We start from the raw sequence: 24,432 nt of genomic DNA on the forward strand, positions 1-24,432 counted from the left end.
AACTACCAACCACCAACAAACCCACCCACCTACAGCGCAACAGGAACACTCACAAAAACAGCATACCTACAAACAGCCCAAAACATCAAAAAATACATGGAAACCAACAAAAGATCACCAAATTATGCTAGTACAAGCATTGGTAAAGTGAACTACCAAAGCCTAATCTACGCCTACAGCAGGATAATAAACTTCTACAATACCAATGGAAGACTGCCAAATTACGTGACAATAAAGAATGTTAGCATTGCAAGTGACCCGAACGGTAAAAAGGAAGTTAAGGTGTTAATTTACAGCGGCTATGACGCTTCAACAAATTGCGTGGAGGGTATAAAATATTGTCTAGATGCTGTTACACTCACTTCAGTGAAATTCACTTATGCTACGAGTACCGTTATAAATTCAAATATCCTTGCATCCTATGATGTTTTAGTGATGCCTGGGGGTACTTCTGGTTTAAGTTATTTGAGGAACCCGAATATCAGCGCTTCAGCGATCAAATCATTCGTGAGTAAGGGTGGAGGATACCTTGGAATATGTGCAGGTGCATATGCAGCTTCAATAGCTGTTGACGGATACTATAGTGGTTGGGGACTTGCAGATGTACGATGTAAAGCTGTAAAATATGATGGTAATCTGACTATTTCCATTACATCTGCTGGGGAGAGTATTTTAGGTCTCAGCGGAACCCAGACAATTTATCATTGCAATGGAGCTGCAATGTATGCTGTAGGAACAGTGACCAGTCTTGCCACCTATGCTGATAGTAAAACAGGGTACAAGGGGTATATTGCTGCTGTAGCAGATACTTATGGTTCTGGTAGGGTTATATTATGCGGACCTCATCCAGAATTAAGTCCAAGAATCCCTCAGATGGTTGTTCAGATGATAGCATGGCTTGCAAAGGTAACATAGGATTATTACTGTGGATTAATGCCAATAAAGAACACTTCAACCTCATTTGAGAAAGGGGGTCTATTAGGTCACGCAACCGTATAAACCCCCCCATTATATTAATTTTTTCTGAAAAGTTCATAGGATTGTTTTTATCCTCTTTTCAGGTTCTATTATAAAATTTTTGTTCAATCTAGCTTTTAAAGTGACTGGGATGATAATAACACCCATCCTAACAGACTTTTTAAAAGTTTCCGCAAACTTTGGGTCTATAATATTGTTTGGAGAAAATATCTTAGCCTTTCTCCTGAATATTAGGAATAGTATCGAGCTTTTAAATCCTAATTCTGTTGCTTTCATCAGTTCTTCAAGGTGGCGTTTACCTCGGCTAGTGGGAGCATCTGGGAATAATGCTCGATCACCCTTTAAAAGCGTGCAACCTTTAACCTCAAGGAGCATTTTCTCGTCATCACGGCTTAAAAGGAAATCTAATCTGCTCTTACCAAACTTATATTCCCTTTTAATCACCTTATAACCTTCTAATTCTTTGATGAATTGAGATTCAATAATTTCCATAGCTATATCATTATGTAAACCAGAATTTATAAGAACCCATTCACCATCCTTAAAAGCAGCTATAACATCAAAACGCGTCTTACGATCCCCACTAACCGGCATATACTTTAAAAGTAACTTATTCCCCGGGATCAGAAGATCCTCCAACCTTCCAGGATCTCTTAAATGAGCCTTAAACTTATAACCATCCTTATCAACTAATACAGTGAAACGATTAGGTCTCCCAAGAAAATCTGCTATAGTAAGATTTTTTATTTTCATACTCTATAATATTTACAAATCCCAAAAAAGATAAAAAATTTGTCTTCAAGATACAAATGATGAATATATAAGAGGTGGAAGTGATTGCATCCAAGGCCTAGTCCAATAGCAGCAGCCCTTTACACCCTCAGGGATCTCGACGTTAATGTTATAATCATACATGGGCCCACAGGATGTTGCTTCAGAACCGCCAGACTACTTGAAAATGATGGTGTCAGGGTTTTAACCACCGCAATGTCTGAAAATGATTTCATATTCGGAGCGCATGATAAACTCGAAAATACCTTGAAAAAAGTAGAGAAAATGTTCTCCCCAAAACTTGTAGGAGTAGTAGGAACTTGCGCGAGCATGATAATAGGCGAAGACCTTAAAGAGGCTGTCCAAAAGGCTAACATATCCGCAAAGGTGCTTACAGTAGAATCGCATGGGGGCTTTGGTGAAGGAGACAACACAGAGGGGGCTATAATCGTATTAGAAGAGGCTGCTAAATCCGGTCTAATAACTTGGGAGGAGGCTGAAAGACAGATAAAGATGCTTAAAAAGGCCACTGAGATAGAAAAAACCCGTGGAATGGCACAGGGAGAATATATAAAACCTTCCTATGGCGATGATAAAGATAAAGTCGCCATTAAACTCATAGAAAGTCTAAGAGATAATGAAAGGGTTGCCATGGTATTAAATGCAAAAAAGGAAACAGCCTACCTTTTCGCAGACATATTAAGACTACCCCAAATAAACCCTGAAACCCTAATAATAGCTAATCTCCGAGATGATATTGGACTCCCAAGGATAAGAAAACATGCACAGAATATAAAATCCGACCTCGAAAGAAATGGGATCAAAATCAATTATCTCACAGGCGGACTAGACGAATATCCCATCACAGGAGAAAGAGTAGGTAAAATCCTCAAGGAAGAAGAAGTCGAATTTGCTGTTATAAGTGGCGTGCCCCACGCAGTCCCCATCGAAAGATTAAATATTAGATCAGTAGCTGTGACCGACGGGCCAAGACTCGTCAAACCTTTAAAAGAACTAGGATATGATTATGTTGTCGCAGAACTTGATGCGCACGCCAAAACCCTCGGAGTAGACCATATAGTCCAATCAGACTTTGGTGAAAGTATAAGAAAAAATATAAAGGTGATCCAGAATGACTAAAACCGTTGGAATGATACTCTGCGGGGGATTTGGCAAACGCCTAAAACCCCTCACAGACAAAATACCAAAACCCCTCATAGAAATAAAAAAAGGTTACACCATACTCGACAAACAATTATTCGATTTCAAAAGTGCTAATATAAACAAAGTATACCTTCTAACAGGATTTCTCAGCGAAAAGATCGAAGAACGCTACGGCAACGAATACAAGGGCCTAAAGATAGAATATGTGAAAGAAGACGAACCCCTGGGGACATTAAACGCCATAAGACTGGGCATGGAAGCAATAGACGATGACAAGCAATGCGTGATAAGAAATGGCGACGTAGTCGCAGACTTAAACCTGAAAAAGATGATCCGCCTTGGAGAAAAATCCAATTATCCCCTCACAATATTCATAACAAAAATGCGATCACCCTATGGTATAGTAGAAATAAGCGGAGATAAAATAATCGACTTCAAAGAAAAACCACTACTAAACTATTACATAAACGCGGGCGTATATTTCGCCAAAGAACCCCTAGACTTCGGAGACTTCGAAACAGGGGACATAGAAAAGACCGTATTCCCAATGATGGCCAAAGAAAACAAACTAGGCTTCTACAAAGAAGATGGATTATTCTGGATGGCCATCGACACCTCCAAAGAACTCGAAGAAATAAGAAAAGAATACAAAAACAGGGAAGACAAACCATGGGGTTATGAAAAAATCCTCATAAACACAAACAAATACCTCACAAAAGAACTATTCATAAAAGAAGATTACAGAACATCATTCCACTACCACACAAAAAAAGATGAAACAATGTACATAATAAAAGGCTCAGGATACATCGAATTCGAAAACAAAAAAGAATACTTCAGCAAAAACGACATAATACGCATCAAACCAAAAACACCACACTCCATAGTAGCAATGGAAAACACCCTACTACAAGAAGTCTCAACACCCCACCCAAAAGACACCATAAGAATAAAAGACTACTACGACAGATGGTAATACACAATGATAACAATAATAGACTATGGCAGCGGAAACCTAAGAAGCATAAAAAACGCCCTAACAAAAGTAGGAGGCCAAGTAAAAATCACCAAAGATAAAAAACAAATAAAAGAAGCAGAAACAATAATACTCCCAGGAGTAGGGGCCTTCGGCAAAGCCATGAAAAACCTCAAAAACTACAAAAACATCATAATCAGACACATAGAAAATGATAAACCATTCTTGGGCATCTGCCTAGGACTACAACTCCTTCTCACAAAAAGTGAAGAAAGTCCCAACATCCAAGGACTAAACATAATACCAGGAGAAGTCACCAGGATACCACCCCTAGGAAAAGTACCCCACATGGGCTGGAACCAACTAAACATAAAAAAGAACTGCCCAATACTAGAAGGCCTAGAAGACGAATACTTCTACTTCGTGCACTCATACCACGCCAAACCAAAAGAAAAAAAGGTTATAGCAGCCACAACAGACTACCACATAAAAATGGCCGCAGTTTTATGGAAAGACAACATATTCGCCACACAATTCCACCCAGAAAAAAGCGGGAAAGCCGGCCTAAAAATACTTAAAAATTTCGTCAAACTCTCAAAATAGTGATTATAATGGACATAGAAGGATTTGCAAGACGCAACATAAACCAGAAAGGATTAAAGAACATCCTAGCAGAACGAATATTAGAATTCAAAGACATTGACAAAGGAACAGCATTAAAATTGGCAGAGGCTGTTATAGAAGAAGTTAACCACACCCTCAAAATAGAAAAAGAAGAAGACAAACTCCTAAAAGAGATTATAAAATTCCCTAAAGCAGGGATAACCATGGGCGAAATGGGAGTAGGCTCCAGAGGGGCAGGCGACTTCTTCGTCCACCGGAAAATAGCAGACATAGTCGCCAGCACAAACACAAAAGCATATATAACACCAACAGCTCAAGACGACGGCGGAGTTGTGAAAACACCCATAAAAAAAGACACAATTTATATCACAACCGCAGTTGATGGCATACATTCACGCCTCAGCGAATACCCATTCCTTGGCGGATTCCACGTTACAAGAGCCGCACTAAGAGATGTCTGCGTCATGGGATCCCGACCACTCGCCATCCTAAGCGACCTACACCTTGCAGATGACGGTGACGTGGGCAAACTATTAGATTTCACAGCAGGTGTTGCAACTGTCTCAGAACTAGTAAATGTTCCCATCGTCGCAGGTAGCACACTACGCGTCGGAGGAGACATGGTACTAGGCGACCGACTAGTAAGTGCAGTAGGGGCCATAGGAGTATCAGAACACCCACCCACCGCCAGAAAAAGAGCAGAACCAGGAGACACCATACTACTAACAGAAGGGTCAGGTGGAGGTACCATAACAACTACTGCAATCTATCATGGATTATTCGACGTAGTATGGGAGACAATGGACATAAATTTCATAAAAGCCTCAGAAGCCCTCATAGAAGCTAACATACTAGGAGAAATCCACGCCATGACAGACGTAACCAACGGAGGACTACGAGGAGACGCCCATGAAATCTCATCAACCACAGGAGTAGGCCTAGAATTCTATGAAGATAAAATCATGGCCATGATAAACCCCAAAGTCCTTAAAATGCTCAGAAAACTCGACATAGACCCCTTAGGGGTATCAATCGACTCACTAATGATAATAGCACCCAAAGAAATTTCAGACACCATAAAAGACATAATAGAAAGCGTCAATGTCAAAATAGATGAAATAGGCAAAGTAACAGATACCGGAAAGCCCATTCTCATCAGCGAAGATGGAGAAACCAAACTAGAACCCGCTTTTAGAGAAGCAGCATATACCAAGATAAAAAAAGTAGTGGGCGAAACCACCCCAGAAGACTTTGACAAAATGAAAAAAAGAGTAGAAAAGGCAACATCTAAGGCCATAGAAAAAAAGAGGAAAGTAGTGGAGGCCATACGAAGTGGAAGATAAAGGTTTCCTATACACATTAGATGCAATACTTGCAATTACCATGCTTTTAATAATAACAGCCTCCCTAACACATTTTTTAACATTAGAACATTATCTCCCATCAGAATATAGGAACTATAATGCTGTGGATATCATGGACCTTATGGCAACCTATGAAACAGAAAATGGCACAATCCTTGAAATGATCAGCCACGAATTCAACTCCCATCAAAACCATGAAGAAGCTATAAAAGAAGCTAATATGATAGCAAGTGAATTTTTAAATTCAAAATTTCCGAACATAAAATATAATCTAACAATATATAATGGCCTCGAGTCAATTACGATAGCCTCAAATGCTGACATGGCAAAAGCAGATAACATAAACTCCGCCACAAAAAACTATAACAATTATACATTCCAGCTGTACATATGGTAGACACCTAGTTAAAAAGTATTCCATTACTCCTAGTATTTGATGACATTTTATCACCTAAACATCATAATTTCTTCATCATATAATAATAGCGAATGGAAAGGGCATTCTATGATGTGTATCGAAAAATTATCATAGATTATGTGTGACCTTCATAATTGAATTGCAAAAAATGTGCACGCAAAATTCCCAACTTTGTCACAATTGAAATAAAATAGAATATTTAATTACATTTCAATCCCATTTTGGTCTGATTTTAATTCTGCAGCTTCTATGATAAGCGGTTCATCCCTTCCAATTTCAATCCCATTTTGGTCTGATTTTAATATAAGATCAAGGTATCGGATATAAACGATGAACTAAATTTCAATCCCATTTTGGTCTGATTTTAATGGAACCAGAAGGGTTATAAGGTTCCAAGGTATGATGAATTTCAATCCCATTTTGGTCTGATTTTAATCTACTACTTAGAAGAACATACCCCGAGCTCACACATTTCAATCCCATTTTGGTCTGATTTTAATTGGTTAAAGACCTTGATCTAAGCCCACTCGTTGGCAATTTCAATCCCATTTTGGTCTGATTTTAATAAAAAAACCCTCGAAAAATGCAAAATGTTTAAAAAATATTTCAATCCCATTTTGGTCTGATTTTAATATTCTATGAACTCTACTGTAACATGTATCTCCCTCGATTTCAATCCCATTTTGGTCTGATTTTAATCCTTTGGAGAAACAGAAGAAAATAAATAAGATCAATTTCAATCCCATTTTGGTCTGATTTTAATACTATTGGGACTTCTGCACCAGCCCCTACAACCATTGATTTCAATCCCATTTTGGTCTGATTTTAATTCAGTACTGCTCCCGTAATCCCTGTTTGTGTATGATTGATTTCAATCCCATTTTGGTCTGATTTTAATTCTAAGTCAGCGTATGCTACGTCCTCAACGCTTGTTATATTTCAATCCCATTTTGGTCTGATTTTAATGAAAACGGGGCCACATTACAAAAAGTTGAGAAAACAGATTTCAATCCCATTTTGGTCTGATTTTAATGTTTCAAGGTATTCTTTAACTTCCTCTTCGAGTTTTTCATTTCAATCCCATTTTGGTCTGATTTTAATCAGCCTTCTCTAACTCCTCCGCAAGTTTCCCAGCCCCATTTCAATCCCATTTTGGTCTGATTTTAATTTATCATAGAAGCTGCAGATGCTGCTGAGGAGTGTATTTCAATCCCATTTTGGTCTGATTTTAATCCACTTCTATTAGCCCATATTTTTCGTGCAAATATATTTCAATCCCATTTTGGTCTGATTTTAATCATGCAGGGCAGATCACATCTCCACCTTGCAGGTAAATTTCAATCCCATTTTGGTCTGATTTTAATACCCTCCTCAGATTCTAAGATCCATGATGGTACACTATTTCAATCCCATTTTGGTCTGATTTTAATTTTTTGGGCTTTGATGATGATACGCTTGTATCATTTGATTTCAATCCCATTTTGGTCTGATTTTAATACTAAACATGATAGCATTTGAAGATGAAAGAGAAGATATTTCAATCCCATTTTGGTCTGATTTTAATCAGAATCCCTATTCAGAATATTCCTACCAGTCGATGATTTCAATCCCATTTTGGTCTGATTTTAATATTCTATGAACTCTACTGTAACATGTATCTCCCTCGATTTCAATCCCATTTTGGTCTGATTTTAATCCTTTGGAGAAACAGAAGAAAATAAATAAGATCAATTTCAATCCCATTTTGGTCTGATTTTAATACTATTGGGACTTCTGCACCAGCCCCTACAACCATTGATTTCAATCCCATTTTGGTCTGATTTTAATTCAGTACTGCTCCCGTAATCCCTGTTTGTGTATGATTGATTTCAATCCCATTTTGGTCTGATTTTAATTCTAAGTCAGCGTATGCTACGTCCTCAACGCTTGTTATATTTCAATCCCATTTTGGTCTGATTTTAATGAAAACGGGGCCACATTACAAAAAGTTGAGAAAACAGATTTCAATCCCATTTTGGTCTGATTTTAATATGAGACCCTGGGATATTCCAGATCGACGGATGAATATTTCAATCCCATTTTGGTCTGATTTTAATTCTTTTCATGCGCTCGTTTCCCCACCTGAGCCCTTACATTTCAATCCCATTTTGGTCTGATTTTAATAAACCCTGATAGGCTGAATGGTGCTTCAAGGTCTTTTATTTCAATCCCATTTTGGTCTGATTTTAATCGTTGTGCAAGTGCATATTCTCAAGAATTTCAAAGTATTTCAATCCCATTTTGGTCTGATTTTAATGATAAAAAAGTGCACGACGAAATTCACAGAATGTTAAATTTCAATCCCATTTTGGTCTGATTTTAATCTTAAAAGCCCCGAATGGGGATACTGTTAAGAGATATTTCAATCCCATTTTGGTCTGATTTTAATGTGGTCATGGGCGGTGCTTGATATGTGGATTGCGAATTTCAATCCCATTTTGGTCTGATTTTAATCTATTTCACAGAAGACATGTGCCTGCCACTACTTGATATTTCAATCCCATTTTGGTCTGATTTTAATGTTAACTTTTCTGAGCATGTTTATTTTCTCTTTTCATTTCAATCCCATTTTGGTCTGATTTTAATAGGGAGAATATAATCAAAGGATTCAAGAATGAGCAATATTTCAATCCCATTTTGGTCTGATTTTAATCGGATCAGCCGTGAAAGTCAGCCACCTCGCACAAATATTTCAATCCCATTTTGGTCTGATTTTAATCAGCAAATTCAACAAAAGTGGGCTTCAAAGCATACAATTTCAATCCCATTTTGGTCTGATTTTAATCCTCTTGGCATTTTCTATTATCTCTTGTTCGATGTTGATTTCAATCCCATTTTGGTCTGATTTTAATAGCATGTCTTTGTGTTCTCTGTGTCTGTTATAGAGCCATTTCAATCCCATTTTGGTCTGATTTTAATGGGTGGGTGGTATTGTTTTCTTGTTATTTGGGTTTTTTTATTTCAATCCCATTTTGGTCTGATTTTAATCATTTGACGTTTCCACTCCAATATTCTTAGCACACCCAATTTCAATCCCATTTTGGTCTGATTTTAATATCCTCGACACGATACCAGTATGGGCGTTGCTCACATTTCAATCCCATTTTGGTCTGATTTTAATTTATCATACTTGTGACATAGTGTATAGTGTCCATTACATTTCAATCCCATTTTGGTCTGATTTTAATGTGGGCTTCAGAGAATGCAAATTAGGAGACATCTTCGATGATCCAGTGTAATTTCAATCCCATTTTGGTCTGATTTTAATATTCGTGGTGTCTTCACAACATTATCGTCTGCTATGAATTTCAATCCCATTTTGGTCTGATTTTAATATTAATGGTGAAAATGCGAAACGTAACACCCTATACAATTTCAATCCCATTTTGGTCTGATTTTAATAGGGCGGTTTTTTTCTTGTTTTTGTTTTGTTCTTTTTCTTGTTGTTTTTATTTAATGTTTTGTGTCGGCGATCCTTAATAATGCAATCCATTTATAAAGATAGACGACCGGTCGAAAAAGCTTTAAATTTTTGGAAAGTGTAGTATAGGCACTTGATTTTAATAAAATACGCTAAATACAGGAAAAATTAAAATTCACAGTCATGAAGACTTCTAAAAACAAAAAAAAGAAGTAATAATACAAAAATAATAATAAATAATACGAATTTTAAGGGGATAAACGACACGAAAAGAACACTTAAAATACGATAAAAATGAAATAAAATGGATTTTAACAATGTTAAAAACATTTTTGTAGGATCTAGCATTCCCACCAATTTTAGGTCTTATATAATGAAAATGTACCTTAATCAACATTTAAATAATTTGTAAAAAATGGGGAAAATTTTAAACTGGGGTGTGGATATACCATAAGAACCCCCATATTGAGAATATTACAAGAATAAGTCCAGTGAGCTTTGTTTGGATTTGTCACTCTCAAATAGGGAATTCACACCAAATTCTAGTATGTTGATTCTCTGCATAAGATATGGGTCTATGGGATATCTTCCAGCTAGTTCCTTTGATATTTCCAAATATTTTATGACGGAACCCTTTGATACTGTTAGTACAAGGTTTCCACCACATTTGCATTTTCCTGTGAGTGGTATTCGCCTGTATTTCCGGTTACATCTCGTGCATCGTACTTTCTGCTTTGTGAATGCCCGAATGTTCCCCATCATATCTGGTAGGAAATGTGAAAGTAAAACACCCTCCACTACCTTCCGCTGATCCACAGCCCTTATCTTCTCTGCAAGTTTGATCTGAGAATCAACCTTTTCTTTCATTGTGGGTAGCATCTTATATAGACAAGTTTTAGGCCCTGAATTAATGTTTGAAGTGTCATGGGAAAACATTAACCCTTTGTATTGTTTTGGTGTGCCGAGGCGTTTTTTGACATTATCAATTAGGCTTGTAACCTTTGATGGTTTGGCGTATTCTAATGTTTTTTCATAGAATGCTAGTGGTAATGAATCCATTGTGTCAATGTTATGTGATTCGTCATCAATTTCTTCAGGGTCTATCCTCGATGATAGGACGAGTGGTGCGTCCATACTCCCTCCTCTACTACTTGGGAGGTATGTCTTAGAGAAATTGAGCAGAGCATCTAGTAGTAGTATTATGGCGTCCTCGTCACTGTCACAGTTTCTCCTCTTGGCTGAATGGAAGTAGGGATGTGCATAACATGCTGATGCTTCAGTGAAGCCTATTATCCTCCCTAGGACTCCTGCAGAGGTGTGGGGTGCCAATCCAATTACTAGGTGACCGATTAAATCTTCCTGTTTTTTGACGTTATAGAATCTTTCGAGGCCGTAGAATTTTTCTAGGAGGTCATCAACGAATGATGCGACTTTCATGAGGTAATCCGCGCATTCTTTTGATATTACTACGTCTTGGACTTTTAGTTCTACTATTTGATCTTCATCTTGTAAGAGTTTACCTTGGAAGTCTGTCTTGTATCCTAATTCTTTTAGTTTTTCTATGGTTACACCGATCTCTGAGGGTTTGAAGTGGGTGAGTGGAAGGTCTGTGGAATCGTGCCTTATTGTGGCATCTTTGAAGGTGAAAACCTCATTTTTGGCTCTTAAAACGCCTTTTTCTAGTGGTTCTGGGAATTTGTCGCGGGATATCATCCCTTCGACTCCTTTTATTTCTTCGAGTTTGCGGATTCCCATGCTTTCGGTGGCGTTCTTTAAAAGTTGCATGAGGTTTATGGATCTTTTGCTTGGTTTGCCTATTTCTGTCTTTTCACCACATTTTGGACACTTTGATTGCATGAAGCTTATTTTGCATTTGGGACATTTCGCGCGGCCTATTTCTACTCTGATGTTTCCTTTTTTAGCTGCGTCGATGATGTTACGTCGGCTGCCGCCATGTTTACCTATTGGGAATAATACGTGGGGTGCTGGGCGCATTTTCCTTTCTTTGCTTTTTTCGGGCCTTCCGACGCGGGCTCCGATATAAGTAGGGGCTTTTTTCATGATTTTAACAGGGGATATTTTGTTTATTGCTTTGATAGGATCTTTTTCATCCTCTAAAGGCTCTTTTAGGGTGTTTAGTAGGGCGTATGCGTCATTGGCTCCTATTATAACCTTGTTTTTTCTAAGTTTATGTGGGACTCCTAATATTTCTAGTATTCTCTTTGGTGGTGCTAATGGCAATTTTAGTTTACTTTTTTCTTTTTTTCCGTTTTTTAGCCATTTTTGGAGGTTTTTAAGATCTTTTGTTGTGACATCGTGGTAGAAGTAGGTGTAGCGTGGATGTAATGGCACATCATATTCTAAGGAGATTTTGAATGCTTCTTTTGCATTTATTTTTATCCTATTCCACTGTCCTTTGAATTTTTTAAGGTTTAATGGATCCTCTTTGGCATTATATGTTTTTGAATTGAGGATTGATTGGACCCACCATTCTTCGCACCATGCTGCGGGCATTAATACGTGGTTGTTTCTTAAGAATTCTCCGACGGCTACTAGCATGTCGCCTAGGAATAGTATTTCTTCCAATTCTGGTTTGATTTTTTTGGCTTCTTCGATTGTTTCAATTTTGATTACGTCCCCGTTTTTGAGTTTGACTATTGGTCCTTCGATTGTGTCCACTGGTACGACGCAGTTGCCTTTTCCTGGTCTTTCAATTTTCATTTGTGTTCCTACTGCTAGGAATTCTAGAAGTTCCATTGTGGCGGGGTTCACGCCCATGGCGGCTAACCCTGTGTTCCTTGACCGACCATATCTTAGTCTGAAGGCCCCTTTTTCCGATGGGCATCCGAGGACCGGTCTTCCACCGATTATATCCTCTATGTATTTGCTGTCGGCCTTTATGGTGATTTCATCCTTTTTATCGGATTTTAAGGTTTTTGAGAATTCTTCCAGCCAATCCCATCCTTCGAGTTTCAGTTGCTTGGCGTATTTAAGTACCTTGGGGGCTTTTTGTATGACTCCTTCAACCATTGCAAGTAGTGCCCCTCCACGGATGTGATTGGTTTCTACACGCTTAAGGTCCCTGTGTGAAACTTCTATTTTGTCTGTTGGCTCTCCTGTGACTTCTACTGGGATATTCCCAGCGGCTAGTCTTACTTCATCTGGGGTTGGTGAATATTGTAGGTTTGTCACTTCAGATTCGTATAATTCTACTTCTTCAACATAACGTTCTATTTCCCTTTCGGTAGGCTTGTAACGATCTAATCCTATCTTTATCCTTATATAATCTGCTATTAGAACTGCTAATGCTGATGCTGTCCCCCCAGCGCTTCTTATAGGCCCTGCGAAGTATACTGCTAGGTAATTTGATTCATCGAAATTGTTTTTGATAGTTACTTTGGCGATTCCTTCAAGGGGTGCTGCTACCACGCCTTCTGTTAATATTGCAAGGGCTGTTCTAAGGGCCTGATCCGCGAGTTCTTGCCTCTTGGACCATAATCTGTCCTCGTCTGTTTCATCTATCTGCTGGGATGCTATTTCAGCAGCTATCTTAAACGCTATCTCCTCTCTACTATGTTTTTTTTCTAAGGATTTTATCCTCTGCGCAACGCCCTCAGGTCCTACTAGTCCTTCAACCCTTTCTGCAAGGTCCTTTGCAAGGGGTATTTCAGGTTCTATTGAAGCATCTAGACCCTTGGCCCTGGCCTTTCTGGCTATATCATAAAGTTTATTTGTCTCCTTTTCTAATTCATTAAAATACTCCATCATAATCATAACCTTAAAAAAATGATTACACTCATTTTGATCCTTGGAACTAAATAATATATTATAGTATAGATGATATAAAATTTCACAAAAGGAGATTATGGGGTGATCACCAAATGGCTAAAAAGGATAAAAAGACGCTTCCACCCAGTGGTGCCGGGCTTGTAAGATACTTTGAGGAAGAGACAAAGGGTCCTAAACTCACACCAGAACAAGTAGTTGCAATGAGTATAATACTAGCCGTATTCTGTTTACTACTCAGGTTCTCAGGTTAAACCCTGGTGATGTGATGGCAATCCACCCCATTGAATTCAGATACGGCACGCCTGAAATGAAAAGGGTGTGGGACGCTGAAAACAAACTCCAAAAAATGCTAGATGTGGAAGCGGCTATAGCTGAAGCGGAAGCCAGCCTAGGAATCATACCAGAGTACGCAGCGGAAGAAATAAAAAGAAAAGCCAGCACAAAATTCGTGAAACTTGAAAGAGTGAACCAAATCGAAAAAGAGACAAAGCATGACATCGCAGCACTAATAAAAGCACTAGCAGAACAATGTGAAAATGACGCAGGAGAATACATCCATTTCGGAGCCACATCAAATGATATAATAGACACAACAAATTCTCTACTCTTTAAAGAATCCATAAAAATCTTAAAAGAAAAAATCATTAAATTAATAAAAATCCTCTTGAAATTGGCTGATGAAAACAAAAAAAGGGTTTGTATTGGCCGAACCCATGGCCAACATGCGCTACCCACAACCTATGGTATGAAATTCGCCCTCTGGGCTGATGAAATGCACAGAAACCTCGAAAGGTTAAAATCGGCCGAAAAGAGATTATGTGTAAGTATGGTGACCGGGGCGGTGGGCACCACGGCAGCTTTGGGCGAAGACGGGTTGAAAGTGCATTTGAAAGTCGCCGAATTACTCGACCTGGAACCGGCTTTAATATCGAATCAAGTCATCCAAAGGGATAACCACGCTGAATTCATCATGGTATTAGCTAATATTGCAACAACCCTTGATAAAATAGCCTTAGAAATCCGTAACCTTCAGAGGACGGAGATCATGGAAGTGGGTGAGAAATTCGACCCTGAAAAACAAGTTGGCAGCAGCACAATGCCCCACAAGATGAACCCGATAACTGCAGAACGCATATGTGGCCTGGCAAGGGTTATACGCTCACATGTGATAACTGCACTTGAGAATAATTTGCTTTGGCATGAGAGGGATCTTACCAACTCATCCCCAGAACGCATAATATTCCCAGAATCATGCATATTAACAGACTATCTTCTACAGATAACCATAAATTTAATAGAGAACCTTGTGTTCTTTGATGAGAATATAGAAAAGAACCTTAAACTTACAGATGGTCTTATAATGGCAGAAAGATTAATGGCTGAATTGGCTAAGAGGGGTATGGGAAGGCAAACAGCATACAAGATCGTGAGGGAATGTGCAATAAAAGCCAGACAAGAAAGAGTACCCCTTATAAAAGTTGCGGGAGAGCAAAGTGAAATATTGGAATATTTAAGTTGGGAGGAACTCGAAAATATTATGAACCCTCACACATACCTAGGATCCGCCATTAAGATAGTTGAAAACGTGCTTAAAAAATCAAGAGAATGGTTCTAGGATCCCCCCAGACTCTATTAGTGGTTCTTATCCATTTTTTTAACTGGTGGAGTGTATGATCTCAGAAGTAATGATAGTGACACAACTGTGACTGAACTTAGTGCCATCGCAAGACCTGCGAATTCAGGCCTAAATGTTAATTTGAATGCTGGATAAAGGATGCCAGCAGCTACTGGTATGAGGATCATATTATATGCAAATGCCCAGAAGATGTTCCATTTGACGCGTGAGACGACTTTACGGGCTAATTGTACGGCTGCAGGAACATCAACTGGATCATCCTTTACCAGTACGATATCCGCTGCTTCTATTGCAACATCTGTGCCACTTCCAATGGCAATTCCAACATCAGCTGCTGCAAGGGCTGGAGCATCATTTATACCGTCACCAACAAATGCTACAGTACCATTCTCACGCATCTTGGAAACTATATTAACCTTATCCTCCGGTAAGACCTGTGAGAGTACTCTATCTATTCCTAACTTCTCTGCCACGGTTTTTGCTGTTATAGGATTATCCCCAGTTACCATAACAGCTTCTAAACCCATTTCCCTAATAGCATTTATAGCTTTTAGGGAATTTTCTTTTATTTTATCCGAAACTGCGATGACCCCCAAAAGCTCTTGATCCCTGCCAACTAATACTATGGTTTTACCCTCTTCTTGTAATTTTGATATTATATCACTATTGTCTATGGATATTTTGTTGTCCTTGAACAAACTTATATTACCTACTAGTATCCTTTGGGAATTGGCGGATCCTATTAAGCCCTTTCCAGGGATTGACTTGAGTTCATGAACTTTGATAAGGGGTATGTTTTTCGCTTTTGAAACTATTGCTTTGGCTATTGGATGTCTCGAATTGGCTTCAATACTAGCAGCCAATTGTATGATATCCCTTTCATCGCCTTTGAGGGGTATTATATCTGTGACGTATGGCTTGCCTTCGGTGAGTGTCCCTGTTTTGTCAAATAGCACTTTTGTTATTTTTTCAGAAACTTCTAGTATTTCGCCCTTTTTGATGAGAATACCAAGTTCTGCACCTCGACCTATGCCCACGGTAACTGCTGTTGGTGTTGCGAGTCCAAGGGCGCATGGACATGCCACTACCAATGTTGATATAAAGGCAGTTAAAGAAAATAATAGTCCCATACCCTTAAGGTACCAGAATATGAAAGCCGTGAAGGCTATTATTAGAACTGTAGGTATAAAATATGAAACAGCCTTGTCAGCTATTCTCTGTAAAGGTGGTTTAGATCCTTGAGCTTCCTCTACCAATCTTATAATTTTTGCCAGGAATGTTTCCTCTCCTGTATGGGTTGTTCGGATTTTTATGATACCATCAGTGTTAATAGTGCCCGCCACTACATCTTTTCCCTTATCTTTAAACACTGGAATGGGTTCTCCTGTTACCATTGACTCATCAATGTGTGCTTGTCCTTCAATGATAATACCATCTGCTGGTATCCTATCCCCAGTTTTCACGATTAATATATCATCCTCTTTTAGGGTTTCCACTGGAACTTCTATTTCCTTATCATCTTTGAGTAGGGTTGCGGTCTCTGGTTGGAGTTCTAACAATTTTTTGATAGCTTCTGATGTTTTACCCTTAGCCTTTGCCTCAAGGTATCTTCCAAGTGTTAAGAAGGCTGCTAACATTAAAGCTGTTTCATAGAATATGAAATTTTGTGAGAGTATATTAAATGTGCCTAGTAAGCTGGAGATGAATGCTACTCCGATACCCATGGAGTACATAACATCCATATTAAGTGTTTTAGCCTGGAGTGAACGTATCGCGGCATTGAATATGGGATAACTTACATATAAAAACGGTAAAATCGATATTAGAAGCATGATATAATTCATGAAGGGAAATGTTATCTTGAGGTACATTATGAGCATGAGAGGGATCGAAACTCCCAAACCTACCATTATCCTCTTCTTTTTGGATTTAAGATCCTTTGAAAGCTTTTCATCAACTAGTTCCCCTTTAGTGCCAAGAAATTGGTATCCAAGTCCCTCTATGACCCTCTTGATATCCTCTATAGATATTAGATCCTTGTTATATTCTATGTATGCTGTTTCAGCTCCCAGGTTTACTGTGGCATCTATTATACCCTCAAGTTGTTCTAATCTTGATTCTATTGTCTTGGCGCACATTGCACAAGTCATGCCACCTACTTTAACCTGAATTTTATCATTTAAAACCTGATACCCATTCTCTTTTATTACTTGTTCTATGTCTTTAATCCCAATTTTCTTAGGATCATATTCTATAGTGGCCTTTGCTGTTGCAAAATTTACATTAACCTCTTTGACACCATCAATTTGTTTAAGTGCTTCTTCTATTCTCAGAGCGCATCCTGCGCAGCTCATCCCACCTATCCTAATATTAACCTTCATGATACCCCTAGAAGATTTTTGAGTATTTTACCGTCTTTTACTACGAGGAGTATGTTGTCAGGGTCTGCGAGACTTTTTATGTTTTCAAGGGGATTCTCTTTTACCACGATAATATCTGCAAATTTGCCCTTATCGAGGCTCCCTATCCTATCATCCCATCCAATACACTCCGCCGCTTTTAAAGTGGCAGATTCCAAAATCTCAGATGGTTCCATCCCTATATCGTACAAGTATGAAAGTTCTCTGAGGTTTTGCCCATGCTCTACAACTCCCGAGTCAGTGCCCATGACCAATTGGACTCCTTCCTCATAAGCGGTCTCTATATTCTCTTTATGAACCTTCGCAACTTCTATAGCATCCTTTCTACTGTAACTTGGAATTTCACTTTTCTTGGCTTTCTTGGCAAGCTCTGCCGTCACAAGGAGTGTTGGCACGAGATAAACTCCATTATCCCTCATTTCGGCCGCTGTTCTCTTGTCAATGTATGTTCCATGTTCTATCGAATCTATACCAACTTTTATACAATTTTTTATACCTTCCAGTCCGTGTGCATGGGCCATTGTCTTTTTACCCTTGAAATGAGCCTCCTCTACTATAACCTTTAACTCTTTCTTGGTGAATTGAATGTCATCAGGTTTATCATTAGCGCTCATAACCCCACCAGTGGCCATGACCTTTATAACATCCGCCCCAGCCCTTAAAACTTCCCTAGTCTTTTTCCTCACTTCTGATGGGCCATCACATATGCCACTGGGCAATCCCGGATATTTAAGTTCGATATTTAGGCCTGATTTCATGTGAAAATCGAAATGTCCGCCTGTTATTGAAAGGGGGACTACACTTATCTGCATTCTCGGCGCCGGTACTATACCCTTCTGTGAGGCGAGTTTAACTCCAAAATCCGCCATACCAGCATCCCTTATAGTGGTGACTCCTGTGTTGATGGTTGCGCGCATATTATTGATAGCATTATAAAAATAGAGCGATAATGGCGTTTCTATCCTATCCTCTAATTTAAAGCCTTTCTCCATGATATGTACATGGGCATCTATAAACCCTGGGAGGATAAAATAATCATCTGCATCGATTACATGGGCCCCAGTTTCATGTTGGGTTGAAATAGACTCAATTATACCATCTTTTACCAATATAGAACCCCTAAAATGATCATGTACCTTTAAATCTACTATTTCACCAGTAATTATTAGTTCATCCATAAAAGAACACCAATACTCTCTATGTTTATCATATGTATATGGGGTTTTGCATAGCTAATCCTTTCAATGAAGCATTTACTTTGGGGCGGTTCTTATAATACCAGAATGCCCATCAACTTCAACTTCCATGGAATTCTTTATGATTTTCATAACATCCTTTTCCGGCTGATCTACTAGGGGTATACCAGCCATTATAGCCCCAGTGGCTATTATAGGCTCCGCATTTTTGCAGATGATCGCAGCTGGCGCTTTCCCATTCTTCGCTAATTGGAAGATCACATATGAGCCCACAGTAGATCCCTTACCCCCAGGGATTATGAGGATCCTGCCTTTCAAGCTTTCACCATATAAAGGATGTCGAGGGTCTATTATAGTCCCTGTTTTAGGGTCCACGCCACCAAGGAAACTTAAAGGTTCGTTGGATATAAGGGCCTTACCACGGCCTATACCTTCTGACAAAACCCTACATTTTATATCCATTTTAAAAACCCTATATTTCTTTTTTCATGATCTCTCGGAGTACTGATGTTCCATAAGATCCTTTCGGTATTGAAAATTCCACAATTAAACCATCAGCAGCTGCTTCGACTTTAGCATCCCATAATTTGAATCTTATGGGTCTGCGGATACCATGACTTCCTAATTGGGGCATTTTATCACACTTAAAAAGGTCTAAGGTTATCCCCTCTTCCTCGAGGACTCTCTTTTCGATTTCACCTATTTTACCAGTGGCAAGGGGGACCTTGCTACCATATAATGGCGCTGTTGGATGGGCCTCAAACCCTTTTATCATTTCATCCAATTTTCTAGGTTCCTGATCATGTATGATGCGTTGTTGGTTGTCAACTATAATATCCCCTTCTATATATTTATTGATACCAAATTTTGCACGTTCACTTACAACCTTGTTAAATAGATATGATTGGTATGCATGAACGAACATTCTTTTCAAAGGCTTTGGTAATGTTTGTATTGCACGGGCATAGGACTCCTCAGTAAGGTCCCCTTTTCTTTTCTTTTCTTTTATAAGTGTTTTGAGCATCATGCGCTCGTATCTCATGCTGGGTGGCATCATCTCATATGCCTTTTCCAACCTTCCATTATCGTATGCTTTTCTCGCTTCCTTTATATCCTCTGGTTCATCCTCATAAGGATTTCCAATATATAAGTCCACAGCACCTTTAAGGTCTCCGAATATTATGGCTTTGCCTACTAGATGTGTATTAGCCCTTGGGGTGCCAAAACGTTGCCATCCATAATAATTGGGCACTCCAATTTCTAACAGTTCTTTGAGAGTGTTCTCTGCTTCTTCTTTTGCAGAAGACTTCACGCCCCTTATCTTTATACGGAATCTGTTACCGATTAATTGTCCCATTCTTAACTTCTTCTGGTGTCGGGTTATTTTGAGGAATTTAACGTTATGTAATTTTTCATCTAATCCCTTGATTTCTTCTGGGTCTATGTTGCTTATGCATATCCATTGTCTTGTGACTGCCATTTTATCTTTCATCCCTGCGAAGCCCATCCTCCAACGTGGCAAACTTAACTCCCTTGCAATGTCTAATAAAACATCTAATGTTGTTCTACCCTTTTTCTCCATCCAAATCCACGTGTTAGGTCCTTGACCACTTGGTTGGATAAGTGGGATTTCCTCCACATAAAAATCTTCATATTTTACTCTAATCTCGCCACCCGTACCCGTACCCTTGGTTACATAAGTTTCCGCGTTTAACATTTCTCACCCTACTTTATCTCTATTTTCTGAAGAGCTTTTGGCATTCTTCTGGTGATAATGCCCATAATTACCATTAAAAGGACGATTTGACTTTTCCCTGGAAAAATACTTACATCCAAAAAAAGTTTGGGAGGGTTAAAGGCCAATTATCAGCTCAGGAGAGGCCATTTTTATATATAACCTGATCCATGACATGTAGGACATGTTTTCACTATCAGTGTCCCATTTTCGTCGGTATAGTCGATGTACCCATTCCCACTACAAGTGGGACATGCATGCCTTTGATTTGGATTATTTCCTTGGTCTGAAGAATTCGTTCCTTGGCTTGAATTACTTTCCTGGCCTGGACCACTTGTCCCTTGACTTGAATTGCCCCCCTTGTCACCCACTTGGTCAGTTGGGACAGATTTGTTTGTATCTATGCTGCTTTTATTGAATGTTATATTGTTCTGATCGGGTACTTGGAAAAATGTATATCCAACAGCCAGCCCAGCTAAAATTACCAAGCCGATGATCAAATATTCTGTTTTCATTTGGATCCCTTCCCTTCAAAAAAACCTTTATGATTACGTTTATTACATTTAGTATGGAAATATTTAACTGCTTCGGCTTGTAAGACCAATCATATTAATAGAACAATTTTCAAGAACAAAACTTAAAACCTTTTTAAGAATTCTCAGTGAAAGTCCCGCCAATGATCTTGGAAAGGAAAGTTCATTCGCACATTTTTCAAAACTAGCGAATAAAGAATTGATGATCTCTATATTCCTTTACTTGCCAAAGTGTGGATCAATGATGTCTTTCATCGGCTAGAATAAAATTTTATGAATGTTTAATTATGTGGGAAAAATTTATATAGCACATTTTCAGAGAGTTATGATGTAATCCTAAGGAAAGGGTGTAAAAAAATGAAAAAGTTTTTATTACTTGCAATCATGTTCTTCATTTTAATGAACGGTGTTCATGGCGCTGATCTTTCCTATACTGAGATTTCTGTAGCCTCTAAGTTAATTGAAAATTATGGTTCTTCTAATGGTAAAATACCGAACGGAATTATCCTAAATAATAAAAACATTTCCATGAATGATTACCTCTATGCAGCGGCGACTACAACAATAAACTTAAACACTAACCAGAAAAAGACAATAAAAACCAACAACTACCAACCACCAACAAACCCACCCACCTACAGCGCAACAGGAACACTCACAAAAACAGCATACCTACAAACAGCCCAAAACATCAAAAAATACATGGAAACCAACAAAAGATCACCAAATTATGTCAGCACAAGCATTGGTAAAGTGAACTACCAAAGCCTAATCTACGCCTACAGCAGGATAATAAACTTCTACAATACCAATGGAAGACTGCCAAATTCTATAAAAGTCATTGGACTCACAAATTCAGTAAATACCACAAATGTTACAAACAGTAATACTATAGTCATCGGCAGGACAACATATGGTGCAGTTGTGCGTGAAGGCCCTTATGGGAACCGCAATTCCCCTGATAAGGTGGTTTTTATAGTGGGTGTGCATCCTTTAGAGTCACAATCCCACAATGCGGTTATCGAGGCTATAAGGACCTTAAACAGATCTCTTAACAAATGTTACTACATTTATAGGGTGAATGTTACAATGGATGCGTCTGATTATGAGAAGGGTAGGCTCAATGGCGAATTATTAGCTAACCAATATGTAGTCCCTGATGTGAAAAAGATGTTACCAAAACTAGTAATTGATGTTCACTCAAATAGGGGCAATTATTTCGTGAAAAAGTTCTTATTTGTCCCCTATAATTCCACAGAAGCCAATAGAATAGCCAACATGATAAAAGATAAAGCAAGTTGGTTAACAATTTACGCTCCACCCACATCAAGCAGCGCTGCATCTGTTACCATACCTTTAATGAAGGCAGGCATACCATCGATAATATATGAAACATATGCCTGTGAACCATACATCCAAACATTCCAACAGGCCACGCAGATTGTTTCAATAATAGATAGCCTAGTCCTTTAAGTTATAAGAAGACCTTAAGATTAAAAAAAGGATAGGGTGTTTCGCTGAAAAGATCATAGAATCATCCAATTTAATAAGATAGATTCTTCCACTATAAATAACTTCAACTTTTTATCTTCTGTCAACTATCCTCCTCGGTCTTCCCCTTATCTTGTAAAATTCTAATTCCCCAGGACTTTTAAAATCAAATAGTATCTCAAATGTGCCATCTAAATAAGTGTGGTAAAGTTCTTTTTTTTCTCTGAAAAATCTTCTGAGAAAGTTTTCTTTTATGAGTTCCCTATCACATTCTTCTATTTCTTTGCATTCGATTGACACATGCATTGTAACGGGCCCTTCATCTTCGTCACCATATAGGAATGCTTCATATTCTCCAGTGAGATATTCCATGTTTTCCCTCTGGAATACTGCTGCTTCGACATCAACCTTATTGAATGGATGCCCAGCCACCCATACTGTCTCAGCTTCCCTCTCAGGGCTCATTATACGCATATGTGTTCTTCCACATTTGCATTTATCCCTCGATATCACAACCGTGGTATCCTCAGTGTCATAATTTAAAAGTAGAATTCCTGTCTTCTCCCCTACAGGGAGGAGTGTTGTGAGGACTATCCTCCCACACTCACCGTCCTCGACAAAATCTTTAAAGCGTGGATCATACACATCCAAGTGTACAAGATCCTCCGGAACATGTAAACCATTCTTTTCTGCACATTCACCACACATCGTCCCCTCAGTACTGCCATAAGTGTTAAATATATCAACATCCCAGATCTCCTCTAGATATTCCCTCGCTTCTGGCGCGAAGCTTTCACCACCCACAACCAAACGTTCTATACTGGATTCACTAGGATCCAGACCATGATCCTCCATCCTCCTGGCAAGCCTTAAAAGCTTGAATATACTTGCAACTATACTCGTTGGCTTATAATTTTCTATTATACGTACTGGAAATGTGCATTTACCTTCTGGGATTATTGTCATGCCAATCTTATGCGCTGCAAGGGTCATTGTATTGGCACCAACATTCATCCCATAGGATGCGCATATAACAACTCTATCCATGGCATCGAAACCTTGGGATACAAAAGCCCTCGCATACTTTTCCGCATAACGTTGCCAATCATCCCATGTTAAAAAGAAGGATTTTGGACGCCCACTTGTACCGCTTGTTTCATGTATTGTAAATATATTCTCCCATGAAGTAGCCTTGAACTCGAACCTTTCAGTTTCGGGAGGTTGATTCTCCCTTACGGTTCCCCCATTTATGATTGGTAATTCCCTGAGATCTTCATGCGACCTTATATCTGAAGGTTTTATTTTATGTTCTTGAAACCATTTGCTATAGAACGGAACGTTTTCATATGCGTATCTGATGGTGTATTGGATGCGTTCTTCTACTATCGCATCAATATCATCACGATCCATTGTTTCAATTTCAGGGTTAAAATAGGATACCATGAAAATCACACAAAATGTTATAAAGTTTATGCCCTGACCGGGACTTGAACCCGGGTGATAGGATCCGCAATCCTACGTGATATCCACTACACTATCAGGGCCCACACAAAGATAGATATAATAACACATTATTAATATTATTTTCCCCAGGAGAAGAGGATAAATTCACAACATATATTATTTTGTATATTAACACCTCTTCAGAACAATCCATGCATGATCCAATTAAACCTCAAGAAAAAGTGTTTTTGCCAGTCAAAGGAAATAACTGAGTTCTAATTTCATCCAATACCCACTAAATCGGGGGGTAACCTTTATATAGTTGTTTTGTTTTATAGGCTCATTATGGTGTTACCATGAAAAGAGCATTATATTTGGGTGTTTTTTTGGCATTTCTACTAGTGCTGACCAACAGCGCCTCGGCGGGCCAATTA

Annotated in this window: 17 protein-coding genes, 1 tRNA gene and 1 CRISPR repeat array; of the genes, 9 read left to right on the forward strand and 9 right to left on the reverse strand. The window is 38.7% G+C overall.

Annotated elements, in window-relative coordinates; genetic code table 11:
- Nucleotides 1-915, forward strand: a 915-nt coding sequence (locus tag QFX38_07980; GenBank protein MDI9624807.1) for a BPL-N domain-containing protein, incomplete at its 5' end; no start/stop codon positions are given.
- Nucleotides 916-1,032: 117 nt separating this feature from the next.
- On the opposite strand, the gene sfsA is transcribed toward QFX38_07980, so the two are convergent.
- On the reverse strand, nt 1,033-1,731 hold the full coding sequence (gene sfsA / locus QFX38_07985) for a DNA/RNA nuclease SfsA (GenBank protein MDI9624808.1): 699 nt from the start codon (nt 1,729-1,731) through the stop codon (nt 1,033-1,035).
- 84 nt (nt 1,732-1,815) lie between these two features.
- Between sfsA and cfbD the strand changes: the two genes are divergently transcribed.
- Genes cfbD through QFX38_08010 form a run of 5 tightly spaced genes read left to right on the forward strand, consistent with a single transcriptional unit; the run spans nt 1,816 to nt 6,274 of the window.
- Complete coding sequence (cfbD, locus tag QFX38_07990; GenBank protein ID MDI9624809.1) at nt 1,816-2,889, forward strand: Ni-sirohydrochlorin a,c-diamide reductive cyclase catalytic subunit; 1,074 nt, start codon at nt 1,816-1,818, stop codon at nt 2,887-2,889.
- Nucleotides 2,882-3,889 (forward strand): sugar phosphate nucleotidyltransferase, encoded by a 1,008-nt coding sequence (locus QFX38_07995; protein MDI9624810.1) that lies wholly within the window; start codon nt 2,882-2,884, stop codon nt 3,887-3,889. The genes cfbD and QFX38_07995 overlap by 8 nt, the downstream gene beginning before the upstream one ends.
- Nucleotides 3,890-3,895: 6 nt before the next feature.
- Complete coding sequence (gene hisH, locus QFX38_08000) at nt 3,896-4,492, forward strand: imidazole glycerol phosphate synthase subunit HisH (GenBank protein ID MDI9624811.1); 597 nt, start codon at nt 3,896-3,898, stop codon at nt 4,490-4,492.
- An 8-nt stretch (nt 4,493-4,500) separates the two neighbouring features.
- A complete protein-coding gene (locus tag QFX38_08005) occupies nt 4,501-5,856 on the forward strand; it encodes an AIR synthase-related protein (protein ID MDI9624812.1) in 1,356 nt (451 codons plus the stop codon).
- Nucleotides 5,846-6,274, forward strand: a complete 429-nt coding sequence (locus QFX38_08010; protein ID MDI9624813.1) for a hypothetical protein — start codon at nt 5,846-5,848, stop codon at nt 6,272-6,274. Before QFX38_08005 ends, QFX38_08010 begins: the two co-directional genes overlap by 11 nt.
- A 228-nt stretch (nt 6,275-6,502) precedes the next feature.
- Nucleotides 6,503-9,738: direct repeats of the CRISPR family, unit length 30 nt; unit sequence ATTTCAATCCCATTTTGGTCTGATTTTAAT.
- Nucleotides 9,739-10,229: 491 nt separating this feature from the next.
- Here QFX38_08010 and polC read toward each other — a convergent pair.
- On the reverse strand, nt 10,230-13,520 hold the full coding sequence (gene polC / locus QFX38_08015) for a DNA polymerase II large subunit (protein ID MDI9624814.1): 3,291 nt from the start codon (nt 13,518-13,520) through the stop codon (nt 10,230-10,232).
- A gap of 116 nt (nt 13,521-13,636) precedes the next feature.
- Here polC and QFX38_08020 point away from each other — a divergent pair, with 116 nt between their 5' ends.
- Nucleotides 13,637-13,795 carry a preprotein translocase subunit Sec61beta gene (locus QFX38_08020; protein MDI9624815.1) on the forward strand — a complete coding sequence of 53 codons (159 nt, stop codon included), beginning with the start codon at nt 13,637-13,639 and terminating at the stop codon, nt 13,793-13,795.
- Between the two features lie 14 nt (nt 13,796-13,809).
- Nucleotides 13,810-15,159 (forward strand): adenylosuccinate lyase, encoded by a 1,350-nt coding sequence (gene purB, locus QFX38_08025; protein ID MDI9624816.1) that lies wholly within the window; start codon nt 13,810-13,812, stop codon nt 15,157-15,159.
- 17 nt (nt 15,160-15,176) lie between these two features.
- Here purB and QFX38_08030 read toward each other — a convergent pair whose 3' ends face one another.
- The 5 genes from QFX38_08030 to QFX38_08050 form a co-directional block, all read right to left on the reverse strand.
- Nucleotides 15,177-17,561, reverse strand: coding sequence for a heavy metal translocating P-type ATPase (locus QFX38_08030; GenBank protein ID MDI9624817.1), 2,385 nt, complete (start codon nt 17,559-17,561; stop codon nt 15,177-15,179).
- Entirely contained in the window at nt 17,558-18,778 is a 1,221-nt protein-coding gene (locus tag QFX38_08035) for an amidohydrolase family protein (protein ID MDI9624818.1), read from the reverse strand. Before QFX38_08035 ends, QFX38_08030 begins: the two co-directional genes overlap by 4 nt.
- Nucleotides 18,779-18,853: 75 nt before the next feature.
- The gene (locus QFX38_08040) at nt 18,854-19,258 is read right to left on the reverse strand and encodes a DUF126 domain-containing protein (protein ID MDI9624819.1); all 405 of its coding nucleotides are present in this window, start codon (nt 19,256-19,258) and stop codon (nt 18,854-18,856) included.
- A gap of 10 nt (nt 19,259-19,268) precedes the next feature.
- Nucleotides 19,269-20,513, reverse strand: a complete 1,245-nt coding sequence (truD, locus tag QFX38_08045) for a tRNA pseudouridine(13) synthase TruD (GenBank protein ID MDI9624820.1) — start codon at nt 20,511-20,513, stop codon at nt 19,269-19,271.
- A 170-nt stretch (nt 20,514-20,683) separates the two neighbouring features.
- The gene (locus tag QFX38_08050; protein MDI9624821.1) at nt 20,684-21,046 is read right to left on the reverse strand and encodes a hypothetical protein; all 363 of its coding nucleotides are present in this window, start codon (nt 21,044-21,046) and stop codon (nt 20,684-20,686) included.
- Nucleotides 21,047-21,421: 375 nt separating this feature from the next.
- On the opposite strand from QFX38_08050, the gene QFX38_08055 reads away from it, so the two are divergent.
- On the forward strand, nt 21,422-22,537 hold the full coding sequence (locus QFX38_08055) for a pseudomurein-binding repeat-containing protein (protein MDI9624822.1): 1,116 nt from the start codon (nt 21,422-21,424) through the stop codon (nt 22,535-22,537).
- Nucleotides 22,538-22,648: 111 nt separating this feature from the next.
- On the opposite strand, the gene ftsA is transcribed toward QFX38_08055, so the two are convergent.
- Nucleotides 22,649-23,998 (reverse strand): coenzyme F390 synthetase, encoded by a 1,350-nt coding sequence (gene ftsA / locus QFX38_08060; protein ID MDI9624823.1) that lies wholly within the window; start codon nt 23,996-23,998, stop codon nt 22,649-22,651.
- Between the two features lie 29 nt (nt 23,999-24,027).
- Nucleotides 24,028-24,099 (reverse strand) — tRNA-Arg (locus QFX38_08065).
- Nucleotides 24,100-24,432: the final 333 nt, after the last annotated feature.

It is taken from the genome of Methanothermobacter sp., from assembly GCA_030055615.1.
Classification (GTDB): domain Archaea; phylum Methanobacteriota; class Methanobacteria; order Methanobacteriales; family DSM-23052; genus Methanothermobacter_A.